The organism is Mesorhizobium sp. DxT (genome assembly GCF_058448885.1).
Genome location: NZ_JBZFLJ010000004.1, coordinates 153,738 through 170,653 on the forward strand (window position 1 = coordinate 153,738; position 16,916 = coordinate 170,653).

Sequence of the window (16,916 nt, forward strand, 5' to 3'; positions counted from 1 at the left end):
TCACGCGCGCCCAACTCTTATGTTCCCCAGCGCCATGTTGCACCAAGTTTCGGTGCGGTGCTAGTCTCACAAAGCATCAACATTGCCTCTTTGCAAGGCCCTCACCGGGGATGCACAAAAATTAATCTTGAGCGCGCGAACGCAGCCGTGCGATGAAGGTGCCATGAAGTCCGACAAGTTGATTGACCCCGTCACCCGCGACCTCTGGCAGGTCATCGCGGCAGCCGAGGAAGTGCCTATTGGCGCTGTCGAAACGACGCTGCTGCTGGATACGCCGATTGCCCTGACGCGAGACGGCGAGGGGCAGCCGGTGGTGTGGCTCAGAACCGTGGAGGAAGCCGGAGACGAGATCGACGCGGACGAAATCGTCGAGCGGCTCCCGGTTCTGGTGCGCTACGGTTATGTCTGGACCAGCCTCGGCAATCCGCCGCCGGACATCTTCCCGATTCCCGAATATGCCGAGCCCGACCGCAAGAACATGAGCTGTGGTTCGATCGGCGTGAACGTCTCCGCACCGCGCGCGGTCGAGAACTTCCTAGACATGGGGCATTTCCCATATGTCCACACCGACATTCTGGGCGCCGAGCCTCACACCGAGGTGAAGGAATACGACGTCGAGGTGTCGGAGGAGCGCGACGAGGTGTTGGCAACGCGCTGCCGCTTCTTCCAGCCGCGTGCCGCGCTCTCGGCGACTGAGGGTATCGAGGTGGAATATGTCTACCGCGTGCCGCACCCGTTCTGTTCGGTGCTCTATAAATCCTGTCCGGAGGACGAGAGCCGCCGCGACGTGATCGCCATCTTCCTGCAGCCGATGACGCAGGACCGATGCCGCGCCCATCTGCTGCAATCGATGGTCGATTCGGTCTCGACGATCACCGAGCTGCGCCGGTTCCAGCAGACGATCTTCGGCCAGGACAAGCCCATCCTGGAAAACCAGATGCCGCGCCGCCTGCCGCTCGATCCGCGCGCCGAAACACCGATCCGCGCCGACAAGTCGGCGATCGCTTACCGCCGCTGGCTCAGCCGAAAGGGCATCGCCTACGGCGTCATTCCTCAAGCTGGCTGATAGCGCATATCGTTGAAACCATGACCCTTTCCATCGACGATGCCCGCTGGCATCCCATCGCCTCCAGTGACGACCTGCCTTTCCGGCACGTCTTCCACGGCCAGTTGCTCGGTCGCGAGCTTGCGGTGTGGCGCGCCGACGACGGCAATGTGAACATCTGGGAAAATCGCTGCCTGCATCGTGGCGTGCGGCTTTCGATCGGCATCAACGAGGGTGGCGAGCTGAAATGCCAGTATCACGGCTGGCGTTATGCTAACCGCTCCGCCGGCTGCACCTACATCCCGGCCCATCCCGCCGACGCGCCCGCCCGCCGTATCCAGAACAGGACCTATCCCGTGCGCGAGGCATTCGGCCTCGTCTGGTCTGCTCAAAGCGAGGGCGCGGTATTTCCTGACCTCCCGCCAGCGGGAGAGGGGACCTGGCTGCCTCTGCGGCCGATGCCTGTCAATGCAGCCCCTGAAGATGTGGCCGCAGGCCTCGCAAAGGCCTTTGACGCAGAATCCCCGGATGGTCTCACAGTGCGCGCTGGCGACGCAGTCTATTTCGTGCAGCCGGTCGATTCAGGCCGCAGCGTGATCCGCGGACTTGTTTCCGATCCGAAGGCCGATACGTTCGCCCTGCTGCGCCAGAGGAATCGCACGTTGGCCAAGCTTCGCGACCGGCTGGAACGTTCGGCGGCACGCAAGCCCGCGCCAGCCCCGCTGCAGCCTACCTACGAGAAGGTCTCGGCCGAACTTGCCACGATGCCCGACATCGCCGTGCCGCACGGCGGCACAATGATCGTCGTCGTCAAGCGTAAATGGCAGACGGCGCGGGGCGTGACCGGTTTCGAGCTTGCCGACCGTAGCGGCAGCCACTTGCCGACCTTCCAGCCTGGGGCGCATATCGACGTTCACCTGCCGACCGGATTGGTCCGCCAGTATTCCATTACCAACGGTCCCGGCGAACTGCTGAGCTATGTGATCGGCGTTAAGCGGGAGGAAGTTTCCAAGGGCGGGTCGCATGCGCTGGCCGACAGCGTCCGCGAAGGCGACCTGCTGACGATCTCGGAACCGCGCAACAACTTTCCGCTCCGCCGCGATGCAACGCGCACCGTACTTGTCGCGGCAGGCATCGGCATCACGCCGATCCTTTCCATGGCCCGGTTCCTCGACAAGTCGGACCTGCCCTACGAACTGCACTACTTCGTTCGCGATGCCGACGCCGCAGCTTTCCGTGACAGGCTGAATGCCCTGCGCGGCAAGGTAACGGTGCATGATGCGCTCGCCCGCGACGCGATCAGGCAGACCATCGGCGAAGCGCTCGGCCGCTGGAGCTTCGCCCAGCACGTCTACATCTGCGGGCCGGGCTCGATGCTGGAGATGGTACGGGCGCTCGCAGCCGGTCTCGACTGGCCGGACGAGGCGGTCCATTTCGAATATTTCAAGAACGACCGGGTGATCGACGACAGCTCTTCCTTCGAGATCGAGCTTGCACGATCCGCCATGACCCTGCAGGTGCCCGCCGGCAAGACCATCCTGGAGGTGATGCGCGAGGCTGGCGTTACCGTGCTTTCATCCTGCGAGCAGGGTGCGTGTGGAACCTGCATGACCACGGTGATCGAAGGCGAGGTCGACCATCAGGACGTCTATCTCAACGAAAGCGAGAAGCGCGCAAACAAGGCGATAATGACCTGCGTGTCGCGCGCCAAATCCGCTCGTCTGGTTCTGGATATCTGACGTGCCCATCAAGCTTTACGATTTCGAGCTGTCTGGCAATTGCTACAAGCTGCGCCTGCTCATGAGCATCCTAAAGGTGCCTTACGAGGTGGTGCCGGTTGATTTCTATCCCGGCCGCGAGCATCGCTCGGACTGGTTTCTGGAGCTGAACCCGTTCGGCCAGTTGCCGGTTCTGCGGGATGGCGACGAGACTCTCTCGGATAGCGGTGCGATCCTTGTCTATCTGGCGCGCAAATACGACAGGTCCGGCCAGTGGTTTCCCGATGACCCGGCGACGATGGCGGAAATCCTGCGCTGGCATGCCGTCGGCGACGACCTGACGTCGACCGTATCCGCCGCGCGGCTCGTGCTGGGCATGTTCTACGACTTCGATCTAGAGAAAGCGCAAAAGGGCGCGCACCGCATTTTCCGCATCATGGATGAACATCTCTGGTTCGGCGAGAAGGAAGGACGCGACTGGCTTTGCAGGCCGGCGCACCCGACGACGGCTGACATCGCCTGTTTTCCTTATGTGATGCTTTCCGACGAGGCGGAGGTATCCCGCCAGGATTACCCCGCCCTGCGCCGCTGGACCGATCGGGTTCGCCGCGTCCCCGGCTTCACCGTCATGTCCGGCATCTTCCCGGCAGGGCCGGCACTGGAGGCGCAAGCCGCGTCGTGAGCACCGGCGTGCGAACACCGTGGCCGAGCCAAGCCGGAGGTCGTCAGAGCTCCGGGCTAGACTAGATGTACTAGCACCCACTTTGCCGTTGCCGGCCCCGTGATCGTCCATTAGCTTCCGCTGGGGAATTTAGGCGACATGGACACAGGTGGCGGATGCGGGCGATTGTGATGGGTCTTGCTGCGGCGGGAATGGTGGCGGCATCGTCCCTCGCTGCATGGTCGGCTGAACGGACGATCATCGTCCTGGATGCTTCGGGTTCCATGTGGGGCCAGATCGACGGCAAGCCCAAGCTGGAAATCGCCCGCGAAACGCTGCGCTCCGTATTGCCGACAATCCCGGCTGACCGCGAACTCGGTCTGATGGCCTACGGCCACCGGCAGAAGGGAAGCTGCACCGACATCGAACTGGTTGTCGAACCGGCCGCGGGCACCGCCGACGCCATCGCGGCTGCGGCTGCAAAGATGAAGTTTCTCGGCAAGACGCCGCTCTCCGATGCGGTGCGCCAGGCCGCGGAGGCGCTGCGCTATACCGAGGACAAGGCCACCGTTGTTCTGATTACCGACGGTATAGAGACCTGTAACGCAGACCCCTGCGCACTCGCCAAAGAACTCGAGCAATCAGGCGTCGACTTCACCGCCCACGTTGTCGGTTTCGGCCTCTCGCGCGATGAAGGCCGTCAGGTCGCGTGCCTCGCCGAGAATACCGGCGGCCGCTATATCCAGGCAAGCGATGGGCAAGGGCTGAACGAGGCTCTCAGCGAGACCGTCGCCGCCGCGCCGGATTCGGCACGCGCGGAGCAACCGGAAAAGCCGGAACCTGTCGTCCTGCCCGAGGCGGCTGTAACGGCGCCGGATTCCGCGCCGATCGGCTCTGGTATAGAGGTATCTTGGACCGGTCCAGGCACGGGCAACGACTACATCGACATCGTGCCCGCGGGATATGACGAAGTGTCCGGCGAGCTTGCCTACGCCTATGTCGACCGCGGCAGCCCGCTGCCGATCCGCGTGCCTGGCAAGGTCGGCGACTACGTCGTGCGCTATGTCTGGGAGGGGCCGGACGGTCGACACGTGCTGGCTTCGAAGCCGATTGGCGTGATCGACAGCGAGGTTGCGCTTGTTGCGCCACCGAAGGTCTCGGTGGGAGAAGCGTTCAATGTCGAATGGAAAGGCCCCGACTCCGGCGGCGACTACATCGACATCGTGCCCGCCGGCTATACCGAGGTTTCAGGCGAAATTTCCTACTTCTATGTCGAGGGCGGCAATCCGGCGAAGATTGAGGCGCCGGGCAAGGCCGGCGACTACCAGGTCCGCTACATCCTTGAGGGGCCCGACGGCCGCCGCATGCTGACGTCGATCCCGCTGGAAGTTTCCGACGCGGCTGTGAGCCTTGCTTTTCAGCCGACTGTCGGCGCGGGCGAGAAGATCGACATCCATTGGACGGGACCGGCTTCGAGCGGCGACTATCTCGACCTTGTGCCCAAAGGACACACGGAGCCGAGCGGCGAGACGGCTTATTTCTACATCGACGGTTCGCCAGACGGCGAGACGGCGACCATGCAAGCGCCGGGCGATGCCGGTGAGTATCAGGTGCGCTACGTTCTGGAGGCTCCTGGGGGCCGACGCGTGATGGCCAGCCAGCCGATCACGGTGACGCCTGCCGCCGCGACGCTCAAGGCCCCCGACGCCGTGGAGACCGGGACGACGTTTGCTGTTGAATGGACGGGCCCCAGGGCCGATCAGGACTACATCGATCTGGTGCCTCAGGGGCATTCAGAGACCTCAGGCGAACTCGCATACTTTTATGTCGCGCAGTCGGAGGACGGCACCGCGAAGCTGACGGCGCCTGAAAAACCTGGAGCTTATGAGCTGCGTTACGTTCTCGAAGCACCCGGTGGACGTCGGGTTCTGACCCAGGTTCCGATCACGGTTCAATAAGAGTTCACGCCGGTAGGCAACTAGCCTACCGGTCTGAAAATCTAACCGAAGGCACCTGCACCCGCATCGGCGCGTAGTGCCAGGGCGCGCATGCCGGCGAAAAGTTCGCGGCCCATGCCGAACCCGTTGTCCGAAAGATCCGGTGCGGCGGGCGCGCGGCTCGCTAGAACGCCGTCCCCCACCTTCACTCCTAGCGTACCGGCCTCCGCATCGAGGCGGATCACGTCGCCATTCTCGATCCGGCCGATCATGCCGCCGTCGAGCGCTTCCGGGGTCACGTGGATTGCCGCCGGCACCTTGCCGGATGCGCCTGACATGCGTCCGTCCGTCACCAGCGCGACCTTGCGCCCGCGATCCTGCAGGATGCCGAGGACAGTCGTCAGCCGGTGCAGTTCTGGCATTCCATTGGCCTTCGGTCCCTGAAAGCGGATGACGGCGACGAAGTCGCGGTCGAGTTGTCCTGCCTTGAACGCCTCGTTCAGCGCCTCCTGGCTGTGAAACACCAGCGCGGGAGCCTCGATGACACGGTTCTCCGGCTTTACGGCCGAAACCTTGATGATTGCCGCCCCTAGATTGCCTTTCAGCACCTTCAGGCCGCCGCTCGGCTGGAACGGCTTGCCCGCCGTCGTCAGCACCTTGTCGTCGCCGCTTTTCTCGGGGGCCGGTGCGCGCGAGACGGAGCCGTCGTCAGCCAGATGCGGCTCGATGGCGTAGTTACGCAGCCCTTCGCCCCAGACGGTGCGCACGTCCTCGTGCAGCAACCCGTCATCCAGCAGTTCGCGGATGAGGAAGCCCATACCGCCTGCGGCATGGAAATGGTTCACGTCGGCAAGCCCGTTGGGATAGACCCGCGCCAGCAGCGGCGTTGCGTCCGAGAGGTCGGATATGTCCTGCCACGTGAGCCTGATGCCGGCGGCTGCCGCCATCGCGATCAGGTGGATTGTGTGGTTGGTCGACCCGCCGGTGGCGTTGAGGCCGACCACGCCGTTGACGATGGAACGCTCGTCGATCATCCGCCCCACCGGCGTGAACTCGTTGCCGAGCGCGGTGATAGCCAGCGCGCGCTTGGCGGCTTCCCGGGTCAGCGCGTCGCGCAGCGGCGTGTTGGGATTGATGAAGGATGCGCCCGGCGTGTGCAGGCCCATGATCTCCATCAGCATCTGGTTGGAATTGGCCGTGCCATAGAAGGTGCAGGTGCCCGGCCCGTGATAGGACTTGGACTCTGCCTCCAGCAATTCGGCGCGACCCACCTTGCCTTCGGCATAGAGCTGGCGGACGCGAGCCTTCTCATCATTGGGCAGGCCAGACGTCATCGGCCCGGCCGGGATGAACACCGCCGGCAGATGGCCGAAGGTCAGCGCGGCGATCAGCAGGCCGGGGACGATCTTGTCGCAGACCCCCAGATAGACGGCGGCATCGAACATGTTGTGCGACAGGCCTATCGCCGCCGACATCGCGATGACGTCGCGCGAGAAGAGCGAGAGCTCCATGCCCGGCTGGCCCTGGGTGACGCCGTCGCACATGGCCGGAACTCCGCCGGCCACCTGCGCCACGCCGCCCGCGTCAGCCGCCGCCTGCTTGATGAGCTGCGGGAAGGTTTCGAAGGGCTGATGCGCCGAAAGCATGTCGTTGTACGATGTCACGATGCCGAGATTGGCGACACGGTCTCCGGCAAGTGCTGCCTTGTCGATGGGGCCGCAGGCCGCGAAGCCATGAGCGAGGTTGCCGCACGACAGCACACTACGGTGTGGGCCGCTGGAGATGGCGGCGTCGACACGCGCGAGATAGGCCTCCCGTGTCGGCTTCGACCGCTCCCGGATACGTGCTGTGATGGCTTCGATCTCAGGTCTGGCTGTCATCGCTGTCCGTCCTTTCAGCCGGCCCAATAGACGGGGACCGGCCTTTCCGCATGGGCAAAAACCGCGCTGACCGGCAGGTCGCCGCCTGGGGCAAGTGCGTTTTCCAGCACCGCGCGTTTCTCCGCCCCTTCTATATGCAGCGCGAGGAAGCGCGCTTCCAGAAGACGCCCCAGCGAGAGGGTCAGCCGCGGCTCTCCGGCGCTGTGAGCGTGAACCGGCAATACGAGAGCCTCGTTGTCCGGATCCAACAATGCGTCGAGATTTCCGGCGTCGGGGAAAAACGATGCGGTGTGGCCGTCCGTTCCCATTCCCAGAATGGCGGCATCGAGGGGCATCGGGAGATCGCGCAGTTCTGCAGAAGCCGCAGTCGCGGCTTCTTCGGCGTTTGCATCCTTATGGTAGAGACCAACGAGCCGGGCGGCATTTGCCTTGCCTCGCAGAAGCCTGCTCCGCACCAGCGCTGCGTTGGAGCGCGGCGAGCTTTCCGGAACCAGCCGTTCGTCCACGAGCGTGACGATTACGCGTTTCCAGTCCAGCGGCTCTTGCGAGAGCGCGTCGAAGAAGAGCCCGGGGGTCGTGCCGCCCGATACTGCCAGCAGTGCCGTCCCGCGATCCTTGATGGCGGCCGAAAGAACACGCGCTACCTCTGTCGCCAGCGCGGTCGCGAGCTGTTGCGACGAGGAATAGATCCGCCAGTCTGGAGATGCAGCCATCTCCAGACTCACATGCTCTCGTGCCAGGTCCGCCCGTCGCGCTCGATCAGCGCGATGGACGCAGATGGGCCCCATGTGCCGGCCGTGTAACCTTGCACAGTGTGGCGGTTTTCTTCCCACGAGGCCTGGATCGGATCGATCCACTGCCATGCCGCCTCGACCTCGTCGCGGCGCATGAACAGCGTCTGGTTGCCGCGCACCACATCCATGATGAGGCGCTCGTAGGCATCCGGGTTGCGCACCTCGAAGGCGTCCGCGAAGCTCATGTCGAGCGGCACGTGGCGCAACCGCATGCCGCCGGGACCCGGGTCCTTGATCATGATCCACTGCTTGACGCCTTCGTCTGGCTGAAGCCGGATGACGAGCTGGTTGGCGGTGACGACGCCGGCGCTGTCGTCGAAGATCGAGTGCGGCACCGGCTTGAACTGGATGCAGATTTCCGAGACGCGTTCGGCGAGGCGCTTGCCCGTGCGCAGGTAGAAGGGCACGCCGGCCCAGCGCCAGTTGGCAATCTCTGCCTTGATGGCGACAAAGGTTTCCGTGTCGCTGTCGTTGCCGAGTTCCTCGGCGTATCCCTTTACCGCACCGCCCGCCGATGCACCCGCCTTGTACTGGCCGCGCACCGTCAGCTTCGGGGCCTCGTTGCCGTTGATCCGCTTCAGCGAGCGCAGGATCTTCAGCTTCTCGTCGCGCACCGCGTCGGCATCCATGGAGGAAGGCGGTTCCATCGCCATCAGGCACAGAAGCTGCAGCATGTGGTTCTGCACCATGTCGCGCAGCGCGCCGGCCTTGTCGTAATAGCTGACGCGGTCTTCCAGCCCCACCGTTTCCGCGACGGTGATCTGCACATGGTCGATATGCGCCGAGTTCCACAGCGGTTCGTAGAGCGTGTTGGCGAAGCGCAGCGCCATCAGGTTCTGCACTGTCTCTTTACCGAGATAGTGATCGATGCGGAAAATCTGCTGTTCGTTGAACACGCAGCCGATGGCGTCGTTCAGTGCCCGCGCCGAGGCAAGGTCGCGGCCGATCGGCTTTTCCACGACGATGCGCGGATCGCCTTCATTGAGGCCGTGTTTGGCGAGATGCCCGGCAATGTCGCCGAAAAGGCCCGGGGCCACGGCGAGGTAGAAGGCGCGCACGGCTGCGCTGTCGCCGATGGCCTCCTTCAGCCGATCGAAACCTTCGCCTGATTTCGCATCCACCGGCACGTAGGAAAGCCGCGCCAGGAAGCTGTCGAGCTCGCCATTGACGATTTCATCGGGCTTCACATGTTCGGTGATCGCCTTGCGGGCGAATTCCCGGTACTCGTCATCGGACAGCGAAGAGCGCGACGCGCCGATGATGCGGGTCGGCTCCGAAAACTGGCCGGCCATCTGACGCTGATAGAGCGCCGGCAGCAGCTTGCGTTCGGCGAGATCGCCGGTGCCGCCGAAGATGATGAAGTCGAACGGGTCGACGGGGATGATCTGGCTGGTCATGTCGGTCGCGGGAATCCTGCACTTCGCATCTGCAAAAAGGCGTATAATCTAATCGATTTAAAATGGCCAGTGCCGATATTCGGCTGTGTAGCCCTTGACACCTTTTGCCGCGCTGGGTTTGTCACGCGGCAAGACTGGTCCATCGCGCCCGCGCTTTCAAGCCGATAGGACCGGCACGATCGCGAACGCTGGAGACTGTCGACCATGGGCACCCCCTTTTCCCGCACCGTCGCCGAAGGCGCAGCCTTCATGAACCTCATCGACGGCAAGCCGTCCGATTCGCTTTCCGGGATGCGTATCGACGTCACGTCGCCGTCCGATGGGAAGGTGTTCTCATCCATTCCCGCATCCAATGCAGCCGACGTCGACCGCGCGGTCAGATCGGCTCACGAGGCTTTTCATGAAGGGCCGTGGAGCCGCATGCCGGCGGTGGAACGCGGGCGCTGCCTCACCCGCCTGTTCCAGCTCGTCGAGAAGAATGGCGACGAACTGGCCGCGCTCGAATCGCGTGACACCGGCAAGCCGGTGCGGCAGGGCAGGGCCGATGTGACCGCCACCATGCGCTACTATGAGTTCTATGGCGGCGCGGGCGACAAGATCCACGGCGACACGATTCCGTTTCTGGACGGATATACCGCGCTGACGCTGCGCGAGCCGCACGGCGTCGTTGCCGGCATCATTCCCTGGAACTATCCGATGCAAATTCTCGCTCGTGTGGCCGGCGCCGCTCTTGCCATGGGCAACACGCTGGTGGTCAAGCCGGCGGAAGACGCATCGCTCACCACGATCCGCATCGCCCAGCTCGCGCTGGAGGCCGGCGTGCCCGAAGGTGTCTTCAATGTCATCACCGGCTATGGCCGCGACGCAGGCGCCGCACTCTCCTCCCACCCGCTGGTCGACTACGTCACTTTCACCGGTTCGCCGATGACCGGTACTGCGATCCAGCAGGCCGCTGCCGTCAACAATCGCGGCGTGACCATGGAACTTGGCGGCAAGTCGCCGCAGATCGTGTTCGCCGACGCCGATGTCGAGGCAGCACTGCCGGTGCTGGTCAACGCGATCATCCAGAATGGCGGCCAGACCTGTTCTGCGGGCAGCCGCGTGCTGATCGAGAAGCCGCTTTATGAGCAGATAGCCTCGGCTCTCGCAGAGCGGTTCTTCGCACTTGTCGCCGGTCCGCATGACGCCGACCTCGACCTCGGGCCACTCATCAACAAGTCGCAGCAGACCCGTGTCGCGGCGATGATCGCCGCGGCCAGGGAAGCGGGCGTATCGGTGCTTGCCGAGGGTTCTATTCATGCTGATGCACCGGCAGGCGGCTACTATCAGGCGCCTGTGCTGTTCGGCGCCGTCGATCCGCGCGCTGCGGTCGCGCAGGAAGAGGTCTTCGGCCCGGTGCTGACACTCTTCCCGTTCGAGGGCGAGGAAGAGGCGATACGTCTGGCCAACGGCACCGAGTTCGGTCTTGTCGCCGGCATATGGACGAAGGATGGCGCGCGCCAGCACCGCATCGCCAAGCGCGTGCGTGCCGGCCAGGTGTTCGTCAACGGCTATGGCGCGGGCGGCGGCATCGAGCTGCCATTCGGCGGCTTCAAGAAGTCCGGCCATGGCCGCGAAAAGGGGTTCGAGGCGCTTTACGACATGTCGGCGACCAAGACGGTCGTCTTTAATCACGGCTGAGCGGATCGAAATCCGTCGGTTTGTATTGTGTGACTGTGCCCGCCGCTGAAGCGAGAGGCGGGCAACAAGCAAGAAGGAAAGCAACGCATATGGCACGTCTGCAGGACAAGGTCGCGATCATCACCGGCGCCGCGTCGGGTTTCGGCGAGGGCATGGCAAAGCGCTTTGCCGAAGAAGGTGCGAAGGTTGTTGTTGCCGACCTCAACGTGAAGGGCGCCGAGCGGGTTGCCAGGGAGATCGGCGAGGCGGCCGTGCATGTGCAGACCGACGTATCGTTGAGGTCCGAGATCGATGAGATGGTCGCCGCCGCCATGGATGGCTTCGGCCGCGTCGACATCATGGTCAACAATGCGGGCTATACGCACCGCAATGGCGACATGCTCTCGATCGAAGAAGAAACCTTCGACCTGATCGCCGCCGTAAACATGAAGGCGATCTACTATTCCACCCTGGCCGTTGCACCGGTCATGGAAAAGCAGGGCGGGGGATCGATCATAACCACCGCTTCCACGGCGGGCCTGCGGCCGCGCCCAGGCTTGACCTGGTACAACGCCTCCAAGGGTTGGGCGATCACCGCCACCAAGTCGATGGCAGTCGAGCTCGCACCGAAGAACATCCGCGTCAACTGCCTGTGCCCGGTGGCCGGCGAGACCGGCATGCTGGCGCAGTTCATGGGCGAGGATACGCCCGAGAAGCGGGCGCAGTTCCGCGCCTCGATCCCGCTCGGCCGGCTTTCGACGCCGCTCGACATTGCCAATGCCGCGCTGTGGCTCGCCTCCGACGAAGCGGCATTCATCACCGGCGTCGCGCTCGAGGTCGATGGCGGCCGCTGCATCTGAGCAACTCTCTCGACCCCGCTCCCGATAGACGCCGAGGCACCGCATGACTTACGAGCAGATTTTCCTCTTCTGCCTGCTGGGGGTGGTGTTTGGCTTTCTGGTGTGGGGTCGCATTCGCTATGACCTCGTCGCCTTTGCAGCACTTATCGTTGCCGTGGTTGGCGGCGTCGTCGAACCGCACGACGCCTTTGTCGGCTTCGGGCATGAAGCGGTCGTCATCATCGCGCTGGTGCTGATCGTGTCGCGCGCGATGATGAATGCCGGGGCCGTCGAGTTGATCGCGCGGGTCGTGCTGTCCTCGGGACGCTCGCTTTCGTCTCATATCGGCTTCATGTCGGTCATCGGTGCAGGCCTTTCGGCCGTTATCAACAATGTGGCCGCGCTGGTCATGTTGATGACGCTCGACATCGAGGCTGCCGAAAAGGCCAAGCGACCTGTTTCCCAATCGCTCATGCCGTTGTCGTTCGCGACCATCCTCGGCGGCATGATCACCCTGATCGGAACGCCCCCAAACATCGTCGTGGCCGAGTTTCGCGGGCGCGCCCTTGGCGAACCCTTTTCGATGTTCGATTTTTCTCCCGTTGGTCTCATCTGCTCGATCGTTGGCATTGCCTTCGTGACGCTGGTCGGCTGGCGCCTGATACCGACAACGGGACAGGCCGCCGCCGCGGGTGGAGCCGATGAGCCGGGCCTGTTCGTGGCAGAGGCGGGGGTGAAGGAAAATTCCAAGGCGATAGGCAAGCCAGTCGACGAACTTTACCCCCTGGCCGAAGAGCACGACGTTGCCATTCTCGGGCTGGTGCGGCGTGGCAAGCGCCTGCCTGGCTTTGCCGCGAGCGAGGAAATCCGCAAGAGTGACCATCTCGTTCTGGAAGGCGAGCCGAAGGCGATCGAGGCCTTCATCGGCGCTGCCGAACTCGATACGTCGGCGTCGGAAAAGCACGGCGGAATTCGCGGTCAGTCGCTTGTTCTGGTCGAGGCGATCGTGCCGGACAATGCACGCATGGTGGGACGCACTGCACTCGATTTGAGGCTTCTGTATCGGCGCGGCGTTACGCTGCTTGGCGTTTCCCGACAGGGCAAGCGGTTTCGCGAGCGCGTCCGCAAGCTGACGATCAAGCCCGGCGACGTCGTGTTGCTGCTTGGCCCGGAAAGCCGGGTGATGGACGCGACGGACTGGCTTGGCGTATTGCCTCTGGCTGATAAGCGCCACACGGTCATTCAGCGCGGCAAGGCGTTTTTTGCCGTGGCGGTCTTTGCGGCTGCTGTCGCGTCGTCGGTTATGGGCTTCGTGCCGCTTGTCGTCGCGCTGGCAGCGGCGGTGGCGATATACTGCCTATTCAACGTCGTCGCGGCGCGCGAAGTCTATGAATCGGTCGAATGGCCCGTGATCGTGCTGCTGGCTTCGCTCATTCCGCTCGGCCTGGCGCTTGAGACGTCGGGAGGAACCAAGCTGATCGCGGATTCGATCCTGTCGCTGACAGGTGCCCTGCCGGCCTGGGCGATCCTCACGATTCTCATGATCGTAACCATGACCCTGTCTGATTTTCTCAACAACGTTGCGACCGCGCTGATCGCTGCGCCGGTCGGTTTGTCGATCGCCCAGGGGCTGGATGTGTCGCCTGACCCGTTTCTGATGGCAGTCGCGGTTGCCGCGTCCTGTGCCTTCCTGACGCCGATCGGGCACAAGAACAACACGATCATCATGGGACCGGGCGGCTACCGTTTCGGCGATTATTGGCGGATGGGCCTGCCTCTGGAAATCATCATAGTGGCGGTCTCGGTGCCGGCACTGCTCTTTTTCTGGCCGCTCTAGATCCTGTCGCGCAGCGCATACCAGTTAAGGGCGAGGAAGAGCAGCGGCGCGCGCAGGCGTCGCCCACCTGGAAAGGGCGGTATCTTTAGGTCTTCGAACAGCTTCAGCCTGTCTCGGTTTCCCGCTACCGTCTCGGCGTAGAGCTTGCCCACGAAGTTGGACAGCATGACACCGTGGCCGGAATAGCCGCCGGCGGAAATGACGTTCGGCATCACCTCGCGCACAAATGGCTTGCGCGGCATGGTGATGCCCACATAGCCGCCCCACGAATGGGTGATCTCCACGTCCTTCAACGCGGGGTAGATTTCTGCGATCTGCCGGCGGGTGTGCACGGCGATGTCCTGCGGATTGCCCGGCGCATAGATCTCGCGCCCACCGAAGAGCAGCCGCCCATCCTTGGACTTGCGGAAGTAACGCACCACGAAGCGTGAATCGTCCACCGCCTCGCCGCCGGGAATGACCGGACTGTCGCTGCCCAGCGGCACTGTGGCGCCGATGAATGAGCCGATCGGCATCACGTGCGACGCGCTCTCGGGCTGGAGGTTCTCGCCATAGGCGTTGACGGCGATAAGCGCCTTGTCGGCGGTAATCGTTCCCGAAGGCGTCGTGACGCGCACTTTACCGCCGTGATTGGTGATGCCTGTGGCCCTGGTCTTCTCGTGGAGTTGCGCACCAGCATCCGCGGCCACACGCGCTGTGCCGATGACCAGCTTCAGCGGGTGGATATGGCCCGTGCCGGTATCGCGGACGCCACCGAAGTAACGGTTGGAGCCGAGCCGTTCGGCCGTCTCTGCGGCGTCCATGAAGTTCAGGTGCGGATAGCCGAAACGCTTGGCCATAATGTCCGGATGGGCCCGGTAATCGGCCAGATAGCGCTTCTTGTGCACGACCGACATCTGGCCCGGCGCGTAGTCGATCTCGATGCCGTTCGCCTCGGCGAAACCCAGCAGATGTGCCTTGGCCTCTTCTGCCAGCTCGAAGAGGGCACGCGCACGCGTCAAGCCCAGCTCCGCTTCGAGCTCTTCCCCCCAGGCGCGCTGGCCTGTTCCCAACTGGCCGCCGTTGCGACCGGAAGCGCCGTCGCCGAAGCGGTGCGCTTCGATCAGCACGACATTCGTACCTGCCTTGGCCAGATGCGCTGCTGCTGACAGGCCGGTGAAGCCGCCGCCGATGATGACGACGTCGGCCGAAACGTCGCCGTCGAGCGCCCCATATTCAGGTCGCTCGCCAGCGGTATCTTCATACCATGAGAAGCCGGGAGAGATGGGGGATTGGTAAGGCATTCAGACGTTCAACAGCAGATATTCGCGTTCCCAAGGGCTTATAACTTCCATGAAGGTCTCGAACTCGGCCTTCTTGATCGCAGCGTAGGTTGAAACGAAGGGTTCGCCCAGCATGTCGCGCAACGCGTCGTCGCTCTCGAAAAGGTCAACCGCTTCCAGAAGACCGCGCGGCAGCTCGATCTCGTCCTCGTTCACCGACGTCCCCACGGGCGCATCGCACGGCACCTTGTTGATCATGCCGATAAGCCCGCAGGCCAGCGAGGCAGCGAGTGCGAGGTAGGGGTTGGCGTCTGAAGATGGAATCCGGTTTTCCACGCGGCGCGCCTGGGGATCCGAGCGCGGCACGCGAAAGGCCGTGGTGCGGTTGTCATAACCCCACTTCGTGTTGACCGGCGCGGAGGCTGCCTGAGTGAGCCGGCGATACGAATTCACGTAAGGCGCCAGCATCACCAGCGCGTTGGGAATGTGGCGCTGCATACCGCCGATGAAATGCCCGAAGGCTTCGGTTTCGCTGCCGTCTTCCGCGGCAAAGACGCTCTTTCCCGTCTTCCTGTCGACGATCGACTGGTGAATGTGCATGGCCGAGCCGGGCTGTCGCTGGATCGGCTTTGCCATGAAGGTAGCGTAGGTCTCGTGCTTCAGCGCGGCCTCGCGGATTGTGCGCTTGAACATGAACACCTGATCGGCGAGTTCCACCGGATCGCCGTGGCGCAGGTTGATCTCGAGCTGCCCTGCGCCTTCCTCGTGGATGAGCGTGTCGATCTCCAGACCCTGGCCTTCGGAGAAGTGGTAGATATCGTCGATCAGCTCGTCGAATTCGTTGACGCCGGCGATGGAATAGCCCTGTCCGCCGCCGATGGCGCGACCGGATCGGCCGACCGGCGGTTCGAGCGGGTAATCGGGATCGGGATTCTTGCGTACGAGGTAGAACTCGATCTCCGGGGCAACCACCGGGCGGAGGCCGCGATCGGCGTACGCAGCGACCACACGCTTGAGCACATTGCGGGGAGTGAACTCGACTGAGCGTCCGTCCTGGTGCACGAGATCGCAGATGACCTGTGCCGTCGGATCGCTTTCCCAGGGCACCACGGACAGTGTCGACAGGTCAGGCAGCAGCTTCAGGTCGCCGTCATCTTCCGGGTAGGTAAAACCGTTGCCGTCTTCCGGATAATCGCCCGAGATCGTCGTCATGAAGACGGCCGAGGGCAGAGCGAGCGATGTGTTCGAGGTGAACTTCTTCGACGGCATCATCTTGCCGCGCGCCACGCCTGCCTGATCGGGCGTGATGCACTCGATGTCCTCGATGCCGCGCCAGTCCAGCCAGCCGGACGCTTCCTTCCAGTTCTTCACGCCCCTTTGGCTTTGCACGAATGCAGGTATGCGTGTCCTGCCATTGCGGCTGGCAGGCCGGGCTTCCTTCTTCTGGACGGGCATCAATCACCGGTTGGTCGTTTGAGATATGCCAGTATAGCCGGGCCCGGTGAGCGAAGGAAAGGGGGGCTCAGGCGCCGACGCGGTCGATCAATGCGAAGGGCGGCGTGTCGACACGCCGCCCTTCATCGGTTTCGTAATGTCGGTCGGGTCAGGCGGCGTTTCGCGCCTGGGTCACGATCACCGGCACCAGCAGGTCGCCCCAGTTTCCGTCGCCGCCATGGTGGCGCGCCGAGCGAACGAGCTCGACCGACACGCCCGCCTCCACCGCCTTCATGACGGACTGGTTGAGCCGGTGCAGGTCGTTCGCCACCATGCGGATGACGGCCTGCTGGTCGATGTTCATGCTCGAGGACTGCTCCTCGGCCCTTTCCTTGACACGGGTTCTGGGCGCCATTGGTCTTCTCCTTCGGTATGCCCTTGGGCGGTTGATCC

General features: G+C 63.5%; 13 protein-coding genes. 7 read left to right on the plus strand and 6 right to left on the minus strand.

Annotated features, from left to right (window positions below):
• The first annotated feature begins 163 nt into the window (after positions 1-163).
• From ACVJNE_RS10035 to ACVJNE_RS10050, 4 genes are all read left to right on the plus strand, one after another.
• Positions 164-1,066 carry an aromatic ring-hydroxylating oxygenase subunit alpha gene (locus ACVJNE_RS10035; protein WP_173186961.1) on the plus strand — a complete coding sequence of 301 codons (903 nt, stop codon included), beginning with the start codon at positions 164-166 and terminating at the stop codon, positions 1,064-1,066.
• Between the two features lie 20 nt (positions 1,067-1,086).
• Positions 1,087-2,784: a Rieske 2Fe-2S domain-containing protein gene (locus tag ACVJNE_RS10040; RefSeq protein ID WP_499565201.1), complete on the plus strand. Its 1,698-nt coding sequence runs from the start codon at positions 1,087-1,089 to the stop codon at positions 2,782-2,784.
• A 1-nt stretch (position 2,785) separates the two neighbouring features.
• On the plus strand, positions 2,786-3,445 hold the full coding sequence (locus ACVJNE_RS10045; RefSeq protein ID WP_499565203.1) for a glutathione S-transferase family protein: 660 nt from the start codon (positions 2,786-2,788) through the stop codon (positions 3,443-3,445).
• Between the two features lie 170 nt (positions 3,446-3,615).
• On the plus strand, positions 3,616-5,382 hold the full coding sequence (locus ACVJNE_RS10050) for a VWA domain-containing protein (RefSeq protein ID WP_499565205.1): 1,767 nt from the start codon (positions 3,616-3,618) through the stop codon (positions 5,380-5,382).
• A 41-nt stretch (positions 5,383-5,423) separates the two neighbouring features.
• Here ACVJNE_RS10050 and edd read toward each other — a convergent pair whose 3' ends face one another.
• From edd to zwf, 3 genes are read right to left on the minus strand one after another with little or no spacing between them, the layout of a single operon-like run.
• Positions 5,424-7,241, minus strand: coding sequence for a phosphogluconate dehydratase (gene edd, locus ACVJNE_RS10055; RefSeq protein WP_499565207.1), 1,818 nt, complete (start codon positions 7,239-7,241; stop codon positions 5,424-5,426).
• A 14-nt stretch (positions 7,242-7,255) separates the two neighbouring features.
• Complete coding sequence (pgl, locus tag ACVJNE_RS10060; RefSeq protein ID WP_499565209.1) at positions 7,256-7,954, minus strand: 6-phosphogluconolactonase; 699 nt, start codon at positions 7,952-7,954, stop codon at positions 7,256-7,258.
• 8 nt (positions 7,955-7,962) lie between these two features.
• The gene (zwf, locus tag ACVJNE_RS10065; protein WP_499565211.1) at positions 7,963-9,432 is read right to left on the minus strand and encodes a glucose-6-phosphate dehydrogenase; all 1,470 of its coding nucleotides are present in this window, start codon (positions 9,430-9,432) and stop codon (positions 7,963-7,965) included.
• 204 nt (positions 9,433-9,636) lie between these two features.
• Between zwf and ACVJNE_RS10070 the strand changes: the two genes are divergently transcribed.
• The 3 genes from ACVJNE_RS10070 (at position 9,637) to ACVJNE_RS10080 (ending at position 13,767) form a co-directional block, all read left to right on the plus strand.
• Entirely contained in the window at positions 9,637-11,112 is a 1,476-nt protein-coding gene (locus ACVJNE_RS10070) for an aldehyde dehydrogenase family protein (RefSeq protein ID WP_499565213.1), read from the plus strand.
• Between the two features lie 89 nt (positions 11,113-11,201).
• Positions 11,202-11,951 carry an SDR family oxidoreductase gene (locus ACVJNE_RS10075; protein ID WP_499565215.1) on the plus strand — a complete coding sequence of 250 codons (750 nt, stop codon included), beginning with the start codon at positions 11,202-11,204 and terminating at the stop codon, positions 11,949-11,951.
• Positions 11,952-11,994: 43 nt separating this feature from the next.
• Positions 11,995-13,767, plus strand: coding sequence for an SLC13 family permease (locus tag ACVJNE_RS10080; protein ID WP_499565217.1), 1,773 nt, complete (start codon positions 11,995-11,997; stop codon positions 13,765-13,767).
• Here ACVJNE_RS10080 and ACVJNE_RS10085 read toward each other — a convergent pair.
• The 3 genes from ACVJNE_RS10085 to ACVJNE_RS10095 form a co-directional block, all read right to left on the minus strand.
• Complete coding sequence (locus ACVJNE_RS10085; protein ID WP_499565219.1) at positions 13,764-15,050, minus strand: NAD(P)/FAD-dependent oxidoreductase; 1,287 nt, start codon at positions 15,048-15,050, stop codon at positions 13,764-13,766. The two genes, ACVJNE_RS10080 and ACVJNE_RS10085, sit on opposite strands and share 4 nt — an antisense overlap.
• Positions 15,051-16,484, minus strand: a complete 1,434-nt coding sequence (locus tag ACVJNE_RS10090; protein WP_444727158.1) for a glutamine synthetase family protein — start codon at positions 16,482-16,484, stop codon at positions 15,051-15,053.
• A gap of 148 nt (positions 16,485-16,632) precedes the next feature.
• A complete protein-coding gene (locus ACVJNE_RS10095; protein ID WP_173186949.1) occupies positions 16,633-16,878 on the minus strand; it encodes an SMc00767 family acetate metabolism repressor in 246 nt (81 codons plus the stop codon).
• Between the last annotated feature and the right edge of the window lie 38 nt (positions 16,879-16,916).